Source organism: Mycobacterium florentinum (assembly GCF_010730355.1).
Classification (GTDB): domain Bacteria; phylum Actinomycetota; class Actinomycetes; order Mycobacteriales; family Mycobacteriaceae; genus Mycobacterium; species Mycobacterium florentinum.
The window spans coordinates 1,136,166-1,154,469 of the sequence record NZ_AP022576.1 but is presented as its reverse complement, the minus strand read 5'-3'; the positions used below and the strand labels follow the sequence as shown (position 1 = coordinate 1,154,469).

Genomic DNA, 18,304 nt, shown 5'->3' with positions numbered 1-18,304 from the left:
CACTGAGTTCGCAATGAAATTCGTGCTGGCAAACTACGGAACTCGAGGCGACGTCGAGCCCTCCCTCGTGGTGGCACGCGAACTGCAGCGCAGAGGCCACGATGTGCAGATGGCCGTCGCGCCCGACTTGATGGAGTTCGTCGAGGCGGCGGGGCTTCGGGCGGTTTCCTACGGGTTGGACACGCGGACCTGGCTGGACGTGTACCGCAACCTCTGGACGACGTTCTTCAGCAGGTTCTGGCGGGTGCGGCAGCTGCGACGGCTGTGGCGCGAGATGTGGGAGCTCAGCGACGAGTGCTGGAGCCAGATGAACACGACATTGGTGTCCCTGGCTGAAGGTGCCGACCTGCTGTTCGCCGGGCTGAGTTATCAGGAACCGGCCGCCAATGTCGCGGAGTACTACGACATTCCGTTGGCCACGCTGCATCACGTCCCGATGCGGCCCAACGGCCAAGTCGTGTCGTTCCTGCCGCCGCCGCTGGCCCGCTACTCGATGACGGTGTTCGACTGGTTCTGCTGGCGCTTGAACAAGAAGGTCGAGGACACGCAGCGCCGTGATCTTGGCCTGCCGAAGGCCACCGGCCCTTCCCCCGGACGGATCGCGCAACGGCAAGCCCTGGAGATCCAGGGCTACGACGAGGCGTGCTTTCCCGGGCTGGCGGCCGAATGGGCGAAATGGGACGGCCATCGCCCTTTTGTCGGCACGCTGACGATGGAGTTGACCACCGACGTCGATGACGACGTGGTCGAGTGGATTGCCGCGGGGACTCCGCCCATCTGCTTCGGTTTCGGCAGTATGCCGGTGGAATCGCCGGCCGAGACGATCGAGATGATCAGTTCGGCCTGCGCGGAGTTGGGCGAACGCGCATTGGTGTGCGCCGGCTGGAGCGATTTCAGCGGCGTCGCGCATCTCGACCACGTCAAGGTGGTGGGCGCGGTGAACTACGCGAAGGTCTTTCCCGCCTGCCGTGCGGTCGTGCACCACGGCGGCTCGGGAACGACGGCCGCCAGCATGCGCGCGGGAGTTCCCACGTTGATTCTCTCGATGGACCCCAACCAGACGATTTGGGGAGCGCAGCTCAAGCGACTGAAAGTGGGCACCACGAGGCGCTTTTCGAGCACCAACCGCGCATCGCTGGTCGCCGACCTGCGCCAGATCCTGGTTCCGGAATACGCGACGAGGGCCCGTGAACTCGCCACCCGGATGACCAAACCCGCCGAGAGTGTCAGCACCGCTGCCGATCTGGTGGAAGAGTTCGCTCGGGCGAAGCATTTTGCGTAATCGGCAAATGCGGCTCGCCGCCGATTGCGTCGCGAATGAAGCCCGACCTCGTCTCGGATTCGCTATAGGTCTGAAACTTTGCCGAGCCTTTGAATTATTGAATATTAAATTGGCAGACCACCTTTGGTCTTCCGATCACGCCCTCTGTTGGCCGAGAGTTGCCCAGCTACCTATGAACACCGATGTGCGCGTGGCGATAGCGAATTTCGGGTCTGCGCGGACGCCGAAAGAAGGTTGTGAACCCGGGGTAAACACGCTTGTGTGGGCTTGCTTAGGCCGACCGGAAGTGATAGGTCTTGCCTCGCGATGAAATTTGCTCTGGCATGTTACGGAACCCGGGGGGATGTCGAGCCCTCGCTCGCTGCGGGGCGCGAACTGCTCCGTAGAGGGCACGAAGTTCGCCTGGCCATCCCGCCCAACTTGCTTGGCCTGGCCGAGACGGCCGGACTTGACGCGGTCGCGTACGGGCCGGATATGCAGGCGTTCTGGGACGACGAGTTTCTGCGCAACTTCTGGTCGAGGTTCCGTCGCACATTCTGGACCATCAAGGGACCGATCGATCTGGTGCGCGAGGCCTGGGAGCCGGTGCTGCGGTCCTGGACCGACATGAGCGAGACCCTGACCGCGCTGACCGCCGGCGCGGACGTGCTCTTCACCGGCCAGCTGTACCAGGACCTGGCGACCAACGTCGCCGAGTACTACGACATCCCGATGGCTGTGCTGCACTACATCCCGATGCGGCCGAACGGGCAGCTCATCCCGAACCTGCCGTCGCCGCTGGTACGCACCGGCATGGCGGCGTACGACTGGATGGTCTGGCGGATGAACAAGAAGGCCGAGGACACGCAGCGCCGCAAGCTCGGCCTGCCCAAAACCACCTGTGCCTCCCCGCAGCGGATCGCCCAGCGCGGATCACTGGAACTGCAGGCCTACGACGAGGTGTGCTTCCCGGGTCTGGCACGCGAATGGGCGAAATGGGGCGAGCGACGGCCGTTTGTCGGTGCGTTGACCATGGGGTTGACGACGGATATCGACGACGAGGTCGCGGCGTGGGCGAAGGCGGGAACACCGCCGATCTGCTTCGGCTTTGGCAGCATGCCGGTCAGCGAAACCCCGACCGACACCGTCGAGATGATCGCCGCGGCGTGCGAGCAGTTGGGCGAGCGGGCGTTGATCTGCGCCGGGTGGGCCGACTTCAGCGAGGTGCCGCATTTCGATCACGTCAGGGTGGTCGGGGCGGTGAATTACGCGAAGGTCTTCCCCTGCTGCCGCGCGGTGGTGCATCACGGCGGCTCGGGCACCACCGCCGCGGGCCTGCGCGCCGGAATTCCCACGCTGATTCTCTGGACGGCGGGTGATCAGCCATTCTGGGGCGGTCATCTCAAACGACTGAAAGTCGGTGCGGCCCGGAAGTTTTCGATCACCACCAAGGAGACGCTGATCGAGGATCTGCGAACGATCCTCACCCCGGAATGCGCGGAGAAAGCGCGGGCACTCGCCACCAAGATGACGCCGGCTACCGACAGCGTCAGCCGCACCGCCGACCTGCTGGAAAGTTTCGCTCACAACGGACGTTTTGCGTGATCGGCGGGGGCTTCGGCACCGGCGACACGCCGCGTCGGGGGAGGCGGGGCGCGTCCAGGTAAGCGGGCTCGAAATCGCACCTCAGGACGCGATTCGGGAGTCATGCGCCGGGGACTCAGCTAACATGCTTTGGGGGTTGGTGTGGGCGGCATCTTGAATCCGTGGTTGGTGATGCGGGATCGGGTTGACCGGTTGAGCGGGGAGTACGGAAGACCATGGAACGCGTCGGTGACGCCGAGGGGCGTTTAGGCTCCAGGATGGAAGTAGTGGCATGCGAGGAGAGGGCCGTTTTGACCGTGACTGAATGCGATGCGCGGTCTGCGTACCTCGATCTGCTCCGTCGTGACCTCACTCGATATGGTCAGGACGAGCTGGTGCCGGTCGGCTGGTACCGGCTGGGCCGGCCGATTTTCAACGCCCGGAACTTCATGCTCGTGCGCAAGTACCCGTTCAACGCGTACGCGCGCGACCGGGGCCTGGATTGGCCGGCGGATGCGTTGACGATGATCGGAATGCAGCGCCTGACCAGCTTGCAGCAGTGTGTCGAGACGGTGCTCGCCGATGGTGTTCCGGGCGACCTGGTCGAGTGCGGTGTGTGGCGTGGCGGCGCTTCGATTTTGATGCGTGCGGTTCTCTCGGCATACGGAGATCGGACGCGCAAGGTGTGGCTGGCCGATTCGTTCGCCGGGGTACCGCCGCCGGACGCCGCGAATTACAAGGCGGACAAAGGGATTAAGCTGCACCGGCACGCGAGCATACTCGGCGTCTCGCAGGAGCAGGTCAAGGCGAATTTCGAGCGCTACGGTCTGCTCGACGACCAGGTCGGTTTCATCCCCGGCTGGTTCAAGGACACGCTGGCCGACGCTCCGGTTGAGCAGATTGCGGTGTTGCGCCTCGATGGCGATCTGTATGAATCGACGATCCAGGCCCTCGACGCGCTCTACCCGCGCCTGTCGTCGGGCGGTTACTGCATCATCGACGACTATCACGCCCTGAAGGCGTGTGAGCAGGCGGTGGCGGACTACCGCGAGAAGCATGGAATCACCGCCGAGATCGTGGAAATCGACGGCACCGGCGTGTTGTGGCGCAAGCCATGACCGCGACACAGACTTAAGGTCTGGATCCGGTTCCCAAAAGCACGGACGACAACTGTCGTTCGCTGTAAACCCGTGCCTCCGAACGTGTTTGCCCTACCGGGTGCTGCGCGATCAGTCAACCAAGGTGGTGGTGAACCCATCCCATTCGCCGGAGACGCGGTGGGCGCCAATGTTATGGTTGCCGCCGTGGCAAACGGTCTAGACGTTAAGACTCGCCTGCTGATGTGGTGGGTGCGCGGCGAGTATTGGCTCGCGCGCACGGTGCTGCCCGACGTCTACGCAAGCGACGGCCTGATCAGCTTCCACAACGACGCGTTCCTGGACGACCCCGCGTTCCAGCGGGCTTACAAACGCGGTGCGCGGGCGCTGCCCGACCAGGACTGGTATCAGTGGCAGTGGCGGGTGCACGTCGGACTCTGGGCGGCAAAGAGCGCGAGCCGGCTGGACGGTGATTTCGTCGAGTGTGGCGTCAGCTATGGGTTCTTGAGCAGCGCCATCATGGAGCACCTCGACTGGGACAGCCTGGGCAAGACGTTCTATCTGCTCGACACCTTCGCCGGAATCGATTCACGTTTCGTGACCGACACCGAACGCGAATCCGGGGAGTACGAGCGAAGCCAGTTAAAGCTGCGCAATGGGATGTACGTCAGCGGAGTCGAGGGTGTCCGCGCCAATTTCGCCGAGTGGAAAAACGTGCGGATCATCGTTGGTGCGGTTCCGGAAACCCTGGACCAAGTCGAGGCGCAGTCGGTGGCCTACCTGCATATCGACATGAACTGTGCGCCACCCGAAATCGCCGCGCTGCGCCATTTCTGGCCGCGACTCACGCCGGGCGCCTTTGTGCTCCTCGACGACTACGCGAATCGGGGGCGAGACGAGCAGCGTGCCGCCATGGATGCCTTGGCAGCCGAATATGGCGTGGCGGTCTGCGCGCTGCCTACCGGACAGGGCCTGCTGATCAAGCCGGCGCAGTGACCCGGTCAGCCTGACGCTTTGCCGCGGACGGCATCCTCCAGGAGATCGGCAGCGCGGCCGATGCTTTCGGCGGGTTTGGTCATCCGGGTCGCGAGTTCGCGGGCGCGGGTGGCGTACTGCGGGGCCAGGATCTCGCGTAGATCCGCGATCAGCGTCTGCTGCGTGGCGGTCGAAAAGCGCCGCGCGGCGCCGACCTTCAGCCGTTTCACCTGGGCTCCCCAGTACGGCTGATCGGCGGAGCTCCACAGGATCAGCGTGGGGATCCCCGCGCGCATGCTCGCGGCCGTGGTGCCCGAACCGCCGTGGTGGACCACCGCGCGACACGCGGGGAAGACCGTCGCGTAATTCACCGGGCCTACCAGTTTGACGTGGTCGGGATGCGGCACGTCGGTGAAGTCGGTCCCACCGAAACACACCAGTGCCCGCTCACCCAACTCCGCGCACGTCGCGCCGATCATTGCCACCAATTCGGTCGGAGATTCGACCGGGATGCTGCCCGAGCCGAAGCAGATCGGCGGTGTTCCCGCCGCGATCCATGACGTGACGTCTTCGTCGGCATCCGTGGTCAATTCCATTGTCAGCGCACCGACAAAGGGCCTGCGGCCATCCCATTTCGCCCATTCGGCCGCCAAGCCCGGGAAGCACACCTCGTCATAACCCTGGATTTCCAGGGATTCCCGGTCGGCGATGCGGCGCTGTGAGCGAGCCGTCGCGTTCGGCAGGCCCAGTTCGCGGCGCTGCTCGTTGTCGACTTTCTTCGTCGAGCGCCAGAACAGCCATTCGATCACCGTCATCGAGGAACGGACCAGCGGTGCCGGCATCGTCGGGACCAGTTGGCCGTTGGCCCGCATCGGGAAGTGATGCAGCGTGGCCAGCGGAATGTCGTAGTGCTCAGCCACATTGGCGGCGGGCTGTTCAAAATTGATGCCGGTGGACAGCAAGTCGGCCCCGTCCGCCAGCGACATCAGCGTCGTATTCACCCGGGCCCAGTGCACGACGATGGGTTCCCAGACCTTGCGCACCACGTTGATCGGGCCGGTGATCGTCCAGGCGCTGCGGAAGAAATCCGACCACATGTTGCGCAGGAAATCCTCGTCCAGGAATTCCTCGATCGGTGGCCCATAAGCCACGGCCTGAAGGCCGGCCGCCGCGGTGAAGTCCAGCAGTCCGGGAGGGACCGCCAGGACCACCTCGTGCCCCCGGCGCTGCAGTTCGCGGCCGACGGCGGCGGACGGCTCGATATCGCCGCGCGTTCCGTAGCTTGCCAGGACAAATTTCATCAGGAGCTAGCTTTTCAGATGCCGTGCGTCGGCGCTGTCCGGGTGTCGGTGACGGGCATCGGGTCGGATTTAGGCTCCGTTCGTAATGCGTTACCCACCGGTTGAAGTCGAGTAAGGTGTTGATGTTCTGCAGTTCGTCGTTGTATTGGCGGCCCGGAATCTTGTTAGTGAGTACACGTTAGGCGGGGGAGCAAGAAGGGATTAACTCCTTGACGGAGCCGTCGGCCACGAATTCATCCCAGCAGAGTCCGGGTTTCACTCAATTCCAAAGCACTGCATCAACGCACCCGAATGGTGACGGTGCGGGTCCGCGCCCGGGGCAGAGCAAGTTTCGCCCCGATATCGAGGGTTTGCGCGCCATCGCCGTGTTGGGCGTCGTCCTCTTTCATGCCGGTGTGCCCGGAGTCGGTGGTGGGTTCATCGGCGTGGATGTCTTCTTTGTCATCTCGGGTTTCCTTATCACTGGGCTGCTTTGGCGCGAGGTGAGCAGCGCGGGGACCATCCGGTTGCGCCGCTTCTACGGCGCGCGCGCCCGCCGGTTGCTTCCCGCCTCGGCGACGGTCGGCGTCGTTACCGCGATCGCTTCCTTTCTGTTACTGCCCCCACTACTAGTCCCGCCTGTGCTGCTGGACGGTATTACCAGTGCGCTCTACGTGGGCAACTGCTGGTTCTTTCTCGAGGCCACCGATTACTTCTCCGATAGCGCCAACGCGTCGCCATTCCTGCACTATTGGTCGCTGGGTGTGGAGGAGCAGGTCTATTTCGTGTGGCCGGCCATTATGCTCGGCGTCGCCTGGGTGATCCGCCGGCGTCGGCGGGCCGGCGCCGATGCGATTTCACCGAAGACATACCTCGTTGTCCTGGCACTGATAGGGGTGACGTCGTTCGCCGCGGCGTTGCTGGTTACTCGCGCGTGGCCGCCCGCGGGATTCTTCTTGATGCCCACCCGGGCCTGGGAGCTGGCCGTCGGTGGGCTGGTGGCTCTCACGGCCGGCCGGTGGAGCCGCCTGTCGCCGCTGGCCGCTGCGGCCGCCGGCTGGGTAGGGCTGGTCACGGTGGTGCTGACCTGTGTTTTCTTGAGCTCGACCACCCAGTACCCGGGTATCGCCACGCTTGTTCCGGTGCTCGGCACGGCGCTGGTCATCGGTGCGGGATGTGCCACCCCCACCCAGGGAGCCGGGCAGCTGTTGTCGTTGGCGCCGATGCGAGCGATCGGCCGCATCTCTTACTCGTGGTATCTGTGGCACTGGCCGGTGCTGCTGCTCGCGGCGCCGTTGCTCGGCCACCCGCTGGGGCTGACGGGCAGGCTGGTCACCGTCGTCGTCTCCGCGGGCCTGGCCGTGCTCACCCTGCGTTTCATCGAGAATCCCTTCCGGTTCTCGCCTGCCGTGAACCGGTCGGCCGGCCGCAGCCTCGGGGTCGGTGGCGTTGCCACCGCGGTGGCGGTGTGCGTCAGCGTGGTGCTGCTGGTGTTGGTGCCCCTGCCGATCGGGCGGGGCCCCGCGGCGCAGACCCTCGCGGTGACGGTGGCGCCTCCCTCCGGAAGCAATGTCGAGCTGTACGACGATGCCGTGCAGCAGGCGTTCGCGCAAGTACAGGCCGCGGTCGCGGCGTCGGCAAACATCAAGGCGGTGCCGTCGAACCTGCAACCGACCCTCGCGGGCGCCACGGCCGAACAATCGGCCATGTTCGGCAGGGCCTGCATGCGCGACTTTTTCCAGGCCGACCAGCCCGAATGCTCGTCGGGGGACACCGCGTCACGGACGACGGTCGCCCTGGTCGGCGACTCGAATGCCGCGATGTGGACCCCCGCATTCGAGGAAGTGGCCGTGCAGCGGCACTGGCGGCTGGAGAGCCTGGATAAGGTCGGCTGCCCGCTGTTCGATCTGCGCCTCACCACCCCGCATCTGCGGCGCGAGTACACCGAGTGCGAACAGTGGCGCGGCCGGGTCATCAGCCGACTACAGGCCGAACACCCACACCTGATCGTGCTGAGCATCTCGCGCACCTACCGCGACCAGGGTTTCACCGCGTACGACCCGGCGTGGATCGGCGGTCTGACCCGCCTGGTTCAGGACCTGCGCGGCACCGGCGCCGAGGTGTTGGTGCTCGGGCCGATCCCGGATCCGCAGTCAAAGGTGCCGGTCTGCCTTTCCGGTCACCTCGACGATGCGACAGCGTGTGCTCGGCCGCGCTCGGCCGCGGTCGACGACGCGGGTATCGCGGCCGAGGCCACCGCCACCAAAGCCGCGGGGGGCCAGTACGCCGACCTCACCGCGCTGTTCTGCACCGCCGAGCGCTGCCCGGTCATTGTGGGCAACACCCTGGTGTACCTCGACGAGGTGCACCTGAGTTACGAATACGCACGGCAGTTGGCGCCCGTCATCGGCTTGCTGGCCGACCGCACCCTCGCACACAACTAGACCCGCCACATGACGGGCCTGGTGAGCACGAGTGCGCGGGCATTCGTGGCGGGGGCACTCGGCAACGACCGGATCCTTATCACCGGCGCGTCGGGTTGGCTGGGGCGGACCGCTCTGGACCTGCTGGCACCGCTGGGTCTGCCGACGTTGGCTCTCGCCAGTCGGGCCCGAATCATCCGCGTCGCTGATCGTGAAATCGAGTGCCGCGAGTGGGACCCCGCGGAGGTTGCCGCGTTCGCCCCAACTGTGGTGCTGGACTGCGCTTTTCTGACCCGCGACCGCGTTGCGGGCATGCCGCTCGGCGAGTACGTCGCCGTCAACCGCGGCCTGACCGACCAACTGGTGTACGCGACGGAGTTGGCGGGGGTACGGCTGGCACTCACTCTCTCCAGCGGGGCGGCGGTCTACCCCCACGACGCTCTCGACGGATCGCTCGAGGACAACCCCTACGGCTATCTCAAGCGCGAGGCCGAGCAACGTCTGGCGCGGGCGGCGGGCGAGCGCGGGGTGGTGTCCGTTGTCGCGCGGGCGTGGAGCATCTCGGGTGCCCACGTGCAAAATCCGCGGAACTACGCGTTGGCATCGATGATCCAGGCCGCCGACTCCGGGGCGATACGAATTACCGCACGCCGTCCGGTGTTTCGCCGCTATGTACTCGCCGAGGAGCTACTCGCGCTGGGTATCGCTGAGGGTGGTGTCGGGTCGTGCACGATCGAAAGCGGGGGCGAGCTGGTCGAGATGGGCGAGCTGGCAAGTCGGGTCGCTCAAGCAGTGCGCCCGGATGCGTCAATAAGCCGTGACACGGTCGATGCCGGCAATCCGGATCGGTACCATAGCGACGGTAAGGACTGGGAAAGTCGTTGCCAGAAATGGCAATTCGGCAGCGTTCCCCTTGACCGTCAAATCGAGATCACCGCTCGAGGGGTGCTCGGCGGGATTTGACCGCCCGTACCCGGGCGTGCGAAATCACGCCGGAACCGCCAGTGCTCCCAGCCTGCCCATCCGCAAGCCCCCGACACTCGCCGTCGCGTCGGAGGCCGTGCTTACTACCCGAAAACCGCCACGGGTCAGCAACGTTCGCAGAGATCGCGTCGAGAAGTAGTTGATATGTTCGCTCTGCTTGACGGTGCCTAACCGTGGCACACCACGGCCGAAGTTCCGCGCTACGCCGGTGATGAAATCCAATACAACCCAGCTGAAACGGAATGCCGAAACCCACTTCAGGAAAAGGCGGTAATGCGGTCCGGCATGCCATGGGTGCACCTTCGGCCGGTCCAACGGCACCTCGACGTAGAACAACCCGTCGTCGGCGACCGCGGCCCGAATCTCGAAGACCACAGCCAGAGGGTCAACGAGGTGTTCGAGAAGGTGAGCCGCGATCACCAGGTGAGGCCGGTCGGGCAGCTCATCGAGCGTCGAGGCGGCCTGCACGCCCTCGACCAAGTTCTTTCCCGAGACTTCGATGACATACTTGCGGCCCCGGTAGCCGGCGGGGAAAAACTGACCCTCGTCGCCTCCGTAGTCGACGATATTGCGTAGGTTGTCGATGTCGGTATGAGCGCCAACGACTTCGGTCATGAACTCGGTGCGCTCGGCGGCGGCTTCGGAGCCGGGCTTGGTTGCCGAATTCGTCTTCCGCGAGTACCAGGGCTCCCAGCTTCGCCGGATCGAAAGGTAGCGGTCGTCTCGGTACCCCGAATACATGGCGTCAAGAGTGTCAGCATCGAAACGATGGGCGAAGTAGGTCAAATCGCAGGTGTCGCAGCGGCGAAGGGCGGTATCGCGCGGTCCGTCCCGCGGACCACTGCGGAGCTCGAGAATAAATGGCGCGATGCGGCCATACGCCTCGATGGCTCCCGGCCCTCCGCAGATCGGACATCCCTGGCGCATGGCGTTTCGAAACCCCCTGTCAAGCAAGCGGACTCGTTGTCCCTCCTGCCCTTAGAAAAACCGCGCTTCGCGGTTCTATTTCAGGTCAGCGGTCGATTCGTAATCGATTAGCGCGCTGGCTATTTCGCGCACGGTCGAACTGTCGTTGCCTTCACGTCGGCAACTGTGCCGTCAGCTCGGCACCCGGGTACCGGGACGTTTGCCGAGCGGACGACTCGGCAAATCCGGATTGCTCCGCGTCTAGCGCGCCAGGCCGGCGAGTCCGCGCAGCGCCATGTCGCCATCGGGTGCGACGTTGGCGGGACGATCCAGTGCGGACCGGATCTCGGTTCGCAGCGGGGCGAAACGCTGGGCCACGCCACCGCAGAACAGCAGCTCATCCATCGGGTGGAACCCGACATCGGGAGCCGAGTCGACATAGGGCGCGGCGATCGCAATGACGAGTGCCCGCATGAGGTCTTCGGCGGTGTGAGCATCCGTGATGCCCGACCACCCACCGCCGTCGGCGTGATGAAACGTCGGCCGCGACCGGGGGAGCGGATGGTCCGCCGGCGCGGCAGCAGCCCGATTCGCCCACTCCCATGCGCCGTCGTCGGCTCGGCCGCGCGACAGCAACTCGACACCGCGGGTGAGCGCCCGTCCTGCGGGGAGGTGCGTTTTGGTGTGCAGCAGCAGTCCGTCGAAATAGGGCCGCGTCTGGCACCGCTGCCCGGCCGGCTCGTTCGCGAGGCGGGCAACCTGACCCCCGGTGGAGATGTTGAAGGCGGTGACGCCCCGGCGTAGTCCGGCCCCGAGTAGCGCCGCTTGTTGATCACCTACCGGAGTCAATACGGTGGCGCCCGAATCGCGATGGATGCCGACCACCTCCAGCGTCGACGACACCTGCGGGAGTCGCAGTCGGGTGCGGCCGCCGACCAGGGCGGTGATCTGCTCGGACCAGGATCCGGCTTTCAGGTCGAACATGCCGGAGGCGGCCGCGTCGGTGAGGTGCTGGACGAATGCCGGGGTGCCGGTCAGTGCCGCGGCCACCCAAGACAGCAGGCTGTGCACGCGAAGCGGACCGTCGAAGGCCGCAAGATCGGTCGCATAGATGCCCGCAACGGGTAGTCCCGAGCGCAGCTCGTTTCCGGCTGCATGCCAGATTTCCGGCGGTTGTGCGTTGCGCAGTTCATCAAGGTGCGAACTGCCGTTACGCGGCAATAGGGCGCGGTTGTCCTGGAAGGTGGACAGCGGGAGATGCGGAACGTTGTGCTCGTCGGTCAGCGTCCAGCCGTGCATTTGGCCGCTGAGCAGGATCCGCTCCGGGTTGTCGGCCATGGGGAGGACAGACGCGATGGCCCCTTCGACCACGGCCAGCACTACGGCGGGGTCGACCGTTCGATACGGCCCGTTGAGCGATAAGAACGGGGGAAAGTCGAATTTGCTTTCCGCGACGATGTTTTCGTCCGCCCGCAGCACCGCGACCTTGACGTAGGTCGCACCGACGTCAACGAGCAGCGAAGAGCGGCTCGTCATCCAGGTATTCCGAGACCTCGGCTACCAGTGCCTCGTCGAGTGGCTTCGGCACAATCCTCAGGTCGCCCTCGTCGTGCAATACCGAGAAGTACATGACGCCCTTACGAACCTTCTTGTCGCGCTTGAGCGTATCCACCAGCTCCTGGGCCGACGGGATATTGGCTATCGTGTAGTCGGTGTTGGCGGTCAGCGCGGTGCGCACCCGTGCGGCCGTTTGCGAGTTGGTCAGGCCCCACTTCACCCCGAGAAAGTTGATCAGGTCCATGCCCCACATCACTGCGATCCCGTGCGGAACTTCGTTGTGGGTCAGCGCTTCCAGCGCATGACCGAAGCTATGGCCGTAGTTCAGCACGCGTCGCAAGTCCGACTCGTGTTCGTCCTGCTCGATGACGAGCCGCTTGCTCTCCAGTGCTTTGCGGATCATCTCCAGCAGACGCGGATTGCGGTGGCCGCCATCGCGTAAGGCGTCGACGAGGTCGTCGAAGAATGCTCCGTCGTTGGTGAGCGCGAGTTTGTAGATCTCGCCGTAGCCGGAGTCCAGCTCGACCTGGGGCAGGCTGGACAGAAACTCGGAGCAAATCACCACGTGGCTGGGCGAGTGGAAGACGCCGAGCTGATTCTTCAACGGCAACACGTTGATGCTGGATTTCGCTCCGATGCAACTGTCCGCCTGACTGAGCAGCGTCGTCGGAACGTTTATCCAGCTCACGCCGCGGTAGTAGACATGTGCCGCAAAAGTCGCGACATCCTGGATGACGCCGCCGCCGATCGCCACGATGCGTGCCGAGCGAGTCGCCTTGTTCTCCAGCAGCCAGTCGATGAAACTGCTAACGCCGGCAAGGGTTTTGGTCTCTTCGTCGGCCGTCGCCCGATAGGTCGGGTACTGCAACAGCCCGTCCAGCGCTGGACCGTAGATGTCGACCAGCAGTTCATCGATGATGACGAATGTTTCCGGGCCGGCGTCGACCAGCGCTGCCACCTGCGCGACGTCGCTGACGAAATCCACCGGGTAGTCACCCTGTTCGGACTTGATGATCATTCGATCCTCGGTCACAGGCACAGAAAACCTCCGTCGATCGCTATGGACTGTCCAGTGATGTAGGAATTCTCGGCAGATACCAGCCAGGAGATAAACCGCGCGATCTCCACGGGTTCGGCCAGCCGGCCGATCGGGATGCGCGCGGCCAGCGCGTCGAGCTGCTTTGCGTCGTTGTTCTGGTATGTCAGATCGGTGAGGACGAACCCCGGGGCGACACAGTTGGCGATCACACCAAAAGGTCCGTACTCCACAGCGACCGAACGCACGACTTCCTCGATCGCCGCCTTCGACGAACTATAGGCAACCCGTCCGGCACGAGCCCGGTGCGCGTAGACGCTGGAGAGCGCGACCACTCTGCCGTAGCCGGCGGCCGCCATCCGCGGCAGTAATCCTTGCAGGAGTTGAAGATTGGCGCTGACATTGACTTGCTGCGTGCCTGACCAATTCTCCGCCGAAATATCCTGCAGGGGTTCAGGATTGTTGATGCCAGCGTTGAGCACCAGGATGTCGACGGTCTCGTCAAGCCCGCTCAGATAGGCGGAGACGGATTCGGACCGCGCGAGATCGAGTTCCTGGCGGCCGGGCCGCAGCACTCGAATTCCCTTCGACTCCAATGTGTCGGCGACACTGCGGCCGATGCCGCGCGCGGCGCCGGTGACGAGAGCCGTGGAACTCACGTGTGTTCAACCCCGCGATCGCGGACGCGTCGCTGGCCGGACCCGGTCACGCTCGTCCCTTCTTCTTGCGCGGCGATTTGGGGCGGTGCCGACTGAGCTCAGTGGTGGTTGAGCACCTTCCACCGCTTATCGAGCATCTCGATGCGCTTGGCGTCCTCGTCGGTGATGTGGCCGTAGTAGTCGCGCTTGTTCAGCAGCCAGAGCAACTCGAAGTGCACGGCGTTGAGCAGACCGTCTTCAATCGAGTCGAGGGTGCCGGCCGAGCCGTCGAACACGACCTTGCGGGTCTCGAAGCGGGTCAGGTGCACCTTCGCGACTTCGCGGATCGTGTCGAGAGTGTCGCTAGATATCGCGCCACCCAGCACGAGATCGAGACCGGCCTGCTTCGCCTTTTCGGCGACGGTCGTCACATAGCGGGTGATCTCCGGGCTGTTGATGGTCTCGCGGGTCTGACCGAGCGATCCGGTGAAGTCGACCCGGCCGAAGACGATGCCGTGCACGCCGCGGTTTTTGTGGGCCAGCTCGAGCATCTCATCGAGGTTGTTGAAACCCGTGATCGTTTCCAGGTTGAACAGGAAATCCGTGTCGAGTTCCTCGTCCTCGTCGTAGACGGTGTTCTTGGCGGCGATGTACTTCGACAGCGCATAGGCGGTCTCGACCATCGGGGCGACGATGTATCGCACGCCGATCTGCTTGGCCTCGAGAAGATCTCGCATCGCTTCGCAGCCGCCGACCTTGACCGTGAGCGGCAAACCCGCGGAGCGCGCGATGTCGACAAGGCGCAGCAGCTCGTCGATTCGGGTGCCTTCAGCCTCAAATTCGGCCTTGACACTTACGACGCCGTGCTTTTCCTTGCCAACACGCAGGATCTCGGCCATCTGCCGTTCGGTCTTGTTCATCTCGCCTTCCCCTGTTTGGGCCCCAATCAGTCTGCAGAGAATGATTCCGCGTCATCCGACACGACGGGCGATTTTGGGCAAAACACCTCACGCGCTCAATTCGAGCTTGCCACTTGGGACATTACGGCCCCGAGGTGCACGGACACCCGTTTCTCGACATCGGGAGGAAGATCGGGACTCATCCGGTGCAGCGGGTTGGATTTCATGGAGCCGTCGGCCTGCACCGCCGAGGTAATTTTCGGGTAGTAGGTCTGATCCGGATCGATGGGCACTTCGATGAGCGCGGGGCCGTCCGCGTCCAGCAGGGATATGACGGAAGGTTCGTCCAAACCAGACTCGGCATCGACGCGGGCGAACGGAATCCGGTATGCCCGGGCCAGCTCCTCCCAGCTCGGCAGACCCAGGCCAGTCTGCGCGTCGCAACCGATCCACGCCCCTCCAAAGTAGTTGCGCTGTGTCATCCGAATCGACGCATACCCATTGTTGTTGAGAACGAAGACTTTGACATTGGCCGATGTCGCACGCAGCGTGCCGAGCTCCTGGAGGTTTTGGGCGAATCCACCGTCCCCCTCGGTGAGGAATACCTGGTGGTGGGGGTTGGCCAGGGCCGCGCCGATCGCCCCGGACAGCCCGTAGCCCATGCTCGCGAGCGCCTTGTTCGAGACGATTTTCTGGTCGGCTCGCAGTTGGATGGCCTGCATGGCGACCGTGAAGGCGCCGCCGCTGCTGCACGGCACCACTATGGCGTCGGGCCGGGCGACCTCGGCCAACCGCATCGCGAACTCGTAAGGCTCCACGTATCCCGCGGCAGTGACGTTCTGCGGGTCGTTCAGCGGCAGCTCGGCCCGCACGGCGGCGACGAACTCCCGCCACGGCTGCCACCGCCCGGCGTCGCCGAGGTCGGCGTCGTACAGGGCCGCCAGGAATGCGTCGGCGTCGCCGCGCAGCGCAAGGTCGACGCGTGGATGCCCCTTCTCGAGCTCGGCGGCGTCGATGTCGACCTGGACCAGCCGCCCGACGGGAACGAACTCTTCCCAGGCGAAACCCGTCTGCTGCAGACCCAGTCGGCTGCCGATCGCGATCACCAGATCGGCCTGCTGAATCAGCAGGTTGGCCGACCGCTGTCCCCAGGTGTTCGGCCGGCCGGCATACATGGGGTGTTCGGTCGGAACCCGGTCGGCCCCGTGCCAGGTGGTCATCAACGGGATGCCCGCGGCCGCCGACCGCTGCCCCAGGGCTCGCACCGCCGCGCGGCTCGCACCGCCGCCGATCAGCACGACGGGACGCTCCGACTTGCGCACCCAGTCCACCACTTGGTCCAGATCCGTTGCCGACACCGTGGGAAGGGGGGCCGCCGCGGGAATTGTGCCGCCGTCCTGGCCGGTCAGCCCCGGTGCGCCCTGCGCGTCGAGGCAGATTTCCAGGAAGACGGGTCCCTGACGCGGTGTGCGGCCGTCCAGAACGGCGTCGAGGATGACCTCGCGGGCAACCGGATGTTCGATGCGGATCGCGCGTTTGGTGACACTGCGTACCAGCTCTACACCGTCGATCTCCTGGATGCCGCGCTGGCGCACCGCCCCGCGGCTCAGGTCACTGCTTTTGACCTGCCCGCCGATAATCAGCAGTTCGCGACTTTCTTGCCACGCGCCCGCAATTCCGGTGATCGCGTTGGTAATTCCCGGACCGGCCGTCACCAAAGCCAGTGCACGCCCGGTGTTCTCATCGCGAGCGGCGTTGAAGTACTCGACCGCGATCGCGGCGGCGACCTCGTGCACGAACGGCACGCACACCATTCTGGTCCGCACCGAGTTCAGCAGGTGCATGTTGTTGCCACCCGCGACGAAGAAGCAGTGCGTGTACCCGGCGTCGACCAGCCAGTCGATCAGTTGATCCGAGTACTTAAACGGTGCAGAGGTCATAAGCCAATTTTCTGGCTGACAACGAAGTTCGGGCGCTGCTTGACTTCTTCGTAGATGAGCGCAAGGTACTCGCCGACGACCCCTAGCAGCAGGGTGATTACGCCGAAGCCGATCAGCATGACGCAGATGAGCGACCCGAATCCAGGGAACGGCACCCCGTAGAAGATGAACCGCGCGGCGAGCACGAAGACGGCGATAGCCGCCGCGGCACTCAGGAAAAACCCGGTCATCGTGATCAGTCGCAGCGGCACGTAGGAGTGGGCGAGAATCCCCTTGCCGGCCAGGTCCATCACCTTGAGGGTGTAGGCCTTGGATTCGCCCGCGAAGCGGGGCGCCCGCTTCATCGGCAGCCCGATCGACTTGAAACCTACCCAGGAGAACAGTCCCCGGACGAACCGGTTGCGCTCCTCCATCGAGCGAACGGCCTCGTACACCTTGCGGTCGACCAAGCGAAAGTCGCTGGCATTGCTGGTAATTCGATCGTCGGTGAGCTTGCCTGCCAGCCAGTAGAACAGTTGGGAGTTCATCTTGCGGATCGGGCCGGTGCCGCCACGCTCGGTGACCACCCCGTAGACGTTCTCGTAGCCCTGCTCCCAGGCCCGGATCATTTCCGGGATGAACTCGGGCGGGTCCTGCAGGTCCGCGGTCATCAGCACGACGGCGTCGGCGTCGGCGACATTGAGGCCGGCGGTCAGACCCCCATCCATCCGGAAGTTGCGGGCCAGCTGCACGATCTTGAATCGCGAGTCCCTCTTGTGGATGGCGAGCAGCTTGTCCATGGTGTCGTCGCTGGAACCGTTTTCGACGATGATCGCCTCGAAGTCGTACTCCGGCTCGGAGTCGAAGACCGCGGCCAGCTGGCGAGCCAGCTCCTCAACGCATTCACTTTCGTTGTAGGCAGGGGCGATTACGGCGATCTTCTTCTTCACTCCCACACCTTCCAAGGCGGGTTCCCGCTGTTCCAGAGGTTGTTCAGCAGCTGGGATTCCCGGAAGGTATCCATCGGCTGCCAGAACCCTCGGTGCGGGAACGCGGCGATCTGGCGGTCTTCGGCCAGACGAAGCAACGGCTTGTCCTCCAACACCGTCTCGTCGCCGTCGAGATAGTTGAACACCCCCGGCTCGAAGACGAAGTAGCCGATGTTGATCCAGTCTTCGGTTTTGGGCTTCTCCCGGAACTTGGCGACCGCACCGTCCTGCTCCAGGTCGATTACGCCGAACCGGCTCATCGGCTGGGTGGCCGTCACGGTGGCGAGTTTGCCGTGCGACTTGTGGAACTCCAGCAGGGCGGGAATGTCGACATCGGCGATACCGTCGCCGTACGTGCAGAGGAAGGCTTCGTCGCCGACGTACTTCTGGATGCGCTTGATCCGGCCGCCCGTCATCGTGTCTAAGCCGGTGTCGGCGACCGTGACCCGCCAGTTGAACTCGTCGTGCGAGCCGTGATACTTGATGCTCGACTGATCGCCGAGGGTGATGGTGAAGTCCAGATTGGACACCCCATAATTCGAGAAGTAGCCCTTGATGTACTCGCTCTTGTAGCCCGTGCACACGACGAACTCCGAAATGCCATGATGTCCAAGAATCTTCATGATGTGCCATAGCACCGGCCGTCCCCCGACCTCGACCATGGGCTTGGGCCGGAACTCGGTTTCCTCCCGCATTCGGGTACCCAGACCACCAGCGAGAAGCACGGCTTTCATGAGGAGTTGTCCAATCTCAAGG

Annotated in this window: 15 protein-coding genes; 6 read left to right on the top strand and 9 right to left on the bottom strand. The window is 64.3% G+C overall.

Annotated features, from left to right (window positions below):
- Positions 1-13 precede the first annotated feature (13 nt).
- The 4 genes from G6N55_RS05320 (at position 14) to G6N55_RS05305 (ending at position 4,938) form a co-directional block, all read left to right on the top strand.
- Positions 14-1,282 (top strand): glycosyltransferase, encoded by a 1,269-nt coding sequence (locus tag G6N55_RS05320; RefSeq protein WP_085221843.1) that lies wholly within the window; start codon positions 14-16, stop codon positions 1,280-1,282.
- A 306-nt stretch (positions 1,283-1,588) separates the two neighbouring features.
- Complete coding sequence (locus G6N55_RS05315) at positions 1,589-2,866, top strand: glycosyltransferase (RefSeq protein ID WP_139826803.1); 1,278 nt, start codon at positions 1,589-1,591, stop codon at positions 2,864-2,866.
- A 257-nt stretch (positions 2,867-3,123) separates the two neighbouring features.
- The gene (locus G6N55_RS05310) at positions 3,124-3,963 is read left to right on the top strand and encodes a TylF/MycF/NovP-related O-methyltransferase (protein ID WP_179968169.1); all 840 of its coding nucleotides are present in this window, start codon (positions 3,124-3,126) and stop codon (positions 3,961-3,963) included.
- Positions 3,964-4,137: 174 nt separating this feature from the next.
- Positions 4,138-4,938 carry a class I SAM-dependent methyltransferase gene (locus G6N55_RS05305; protein WP_179968168.1) on the top strand — a complete coding sequence of 267 codons (801 nt, stop codon included), beginning with the start codon at positions 4,138-4,140 and terminating at the stop codon, positions 4,936-4,938.
- Between the two features lie 5 nt (positions 4,939-4,943).
- Here G6N55_RS05305 and G6N55_RS05300 read toward each other — a convergent pair whose 3' ends face one another.
- Entirely contained in the window at positions 4,944-6,218 is a 1,275-nt protein-coding gene (locus G6N55_RS05300) for a glycosyltransferase (protein ID WP_085221844.1), read from the bottom strand.
- A 350-nt stretch (positions 6,219-6,568) separates the two neighbouring features.
- Here G6N55_RS05300 and G6N55_RS05295 point away from each other — a divergent pair, with 350 nt between their 5' ends.
- The gene (locus G6N55_RS05295) at positions 6,569-8,641 is read left to right on the top strand and encodes an acyltransferase family protein (RefSeq protein WP_232078927.1); all 2,073 of its coding nucleotides are present in this window, start codon (positions 6,569-6,571) and stop codon (positions 8,639-8,641) included.
- Positions 8,642-8,650: 9 nt separating this feature from the next.
- Positions 8,651-9,583 (top strand): NAD-dependent epimerase/dehydratase family protein, encoded by a 933-nt coding sequence (locus G6N55_RS05290; RefSeq protein WP_085221846.1) that lies wholly within the window; start codon positions 8,651-8,653, stop codon positions 9,581-9,583.
- Between the two features lie 24 nt (positions 9,584-9,607).
- On the opposite strand, the gene G6N55_RS05285 is transcribed toward G6N55_RS05290, so the two are convergent.
- The 8 genes from G6N55_RS05285 to rfbF all read right to left on the bottom strand — a co-directional run bounded on the left by G6N55_RS05285 (position 9,608) and on the right by rfbF (position 18,282).
- Positions 9,608-10,345, bottom strand: coding sequence for a methyltransferase domain-containing protein (locus tag G6N55_RS05285; protein ID WP_163667175.1), 738 nt, complete (start codon positions 10,343-10,345; stop codon positions 9,608-9,610).
- A 426-nt stretch (positions 10,346-10,771) separates the two neighbouring features.
- Positions 10,772-12,046: an FGGY family carbohydrate kinase gene (locus G6N55_RS05280; protein ID WP_085221848.1), complete on the bottom strand. Its 1,275-nt coding sequence runs from the start codon at positions 12,044-12,046 to the stop codon at positions 10,772-10,774.
- A complete protein-coding gene (locus G6N55_RS05275) occupies positions 12,018-13,106 on the bottom strand; it encodes a 3-dehydroquinate synthase (protein ID WP_232078926.1) in 1,089 nt (362 codons plus the stop codon). Before G6N55_RS05275 ends, G6N55_RS05280 begins: the two co-directional genes overlap by 29 nt.
- Positions 13,097-13,762: an SDR family NAD(P)-dependent oxidoreductase gene (locus G6N55_RS05270; RefSeq protein ID WP_085221850.1), complete on the bottom strand. Its 666-nt coding sequence runs from the start codon at positions 13,760-13,762 to the stop codon at positions 13,097-13,099. Before G6N55_RS05270 ends, G6N55_RS05275 begins: the two co-directional genes overlap by 10 nt.
- Before the next feature lie 98 nt (positions 13,763-13,860).
- Positions 13,861-14,661 (bottom strand): aldolase/citrate lyase family protein, encoded by an 801-nt coding sequence (locus G6N55_RS05265; protein ID WP_085221851.1) that lies wholly within the window; start codon positions 14,659-14,661, stop codon positions 13,861-13,863.
- Between the two features lie 95 nt (positions 14,662-14,756).
- Complete coding sequence (locus tag G6N55_RS05260) at positions 14,757-16,580, bottom strand: thiamine pyrophosphate-binding protein (protein WP_085221852.1); 1,824 nt, start codon at positions 16,578-16,580, stop codon at positions 14,757-14,759.
- The gene (locus G6N55_RS05255) at positions 16,577-17,509 is read right to left on the bottom strand and encodes a glycosyltransferase family 2 protein (RefSeq protein WP_139826805.1); all 933 of its coding nucleotides are present in this window, start codon (positions 17,507-17,509) and stop codon (positions 16,577-16,579) included. Before G6N55_RS05255 ends, G6N55_RS05260 begins: the two co-directional genes overlap by 4 nt.
- On the bottom strand, positions 17,506-18,282 hold the full coding sequence (gene rfbF, locus G6N55_RS05250; RefSeq protein ID WP_085221854.1) for a glucose-1-phosphate cytidylyltransferase: 777 nt from the start codon (positions 18,280-18,282) through the stop codon (positions 17,506-17,508). The genes G6N55_RS05255 and rfbF overlap by 4 nt, the downstream gene beginning before the upstream one ends.
- Positions 18,283-18,304: the final 22 nt, after the last annotated feature.

Coding starts and splice junctions, on each gene's coding strand:
- G6N55_RS05260 (WP_085221852.1), bottom strand. CDS start 16,580: ATGACCTCTGCACCGTTTAAGTACTCGGATCAACTGATCGACTGGCTG.
- G6N55_RS05300 (WP_085221844.1), bottom strand. CDS start 6,218: ATGAAATTTGTCCTGGCAAGCTACGGAACGCGCGGCGATATCGAGCCG.
- G6N55_RS05310 (WP_179968169.1), top strand. CDS start 3,124: ATGGAAGTAGTGGCATGCGAGGAGAGGGCCGTTTTGACCGTGACTGAA.
- G6N55_RS05285 (WP_163667175.1), bottom strand. CDS start 10,345: ATGTATTCGGGGTACCGAGACGACCGCTACCTTTCGATCCGGCGAAGC.
- G6N55_RS05320 (WP_085221843.1), top strand. CDS start 14: ATGAAATTCGTGCTGGCAAACTACGGAACTCGAGGCGACGTCGAGCCC.
- G6N55_RS05305 (WP_179968168.1), top strand. CDS start 4,138: ATGGTTGCCGCCGTGGCAAACGGTCTAGACGTTAAGACTCGCCTGCTG.
- G6N55_RS05280 (WP_085221848.1), bottom strand. CDS start 12,046: ATGACGAGCCGCTCTTCGCTGCTCGTTGACGTCGGTGCGACCTACGTC.
- rfbF (WP_085221854.1), bottom strand. CDS start 18,282: ATGAAAGCCGTGCTTCTCGCTGGTGGTCTGGGTACCCGAATGCGGGAG.
- G6N55_RS05265 (WP_085221851.1), bottom strand. CDS start 14,661: ATGAACAAGACCGAACGGCAGATGGCCGAGATCCTGCGTGTTGGCAAG.
- G6N55_RS05315 (WP_139826803.1), top strand. CDS start 1,589: ATGAAATTTGCTCTGGCATGTTACGGAACCCGGGGGGATGTCGAGCCC.
- G6N55_RS05290 (WP_085221846.1), top strand. CDS start 8,651: ATGACGGGCCTGGTGAGCACGAGTGCGCGGGCATTCGTGGCGGGGGCA.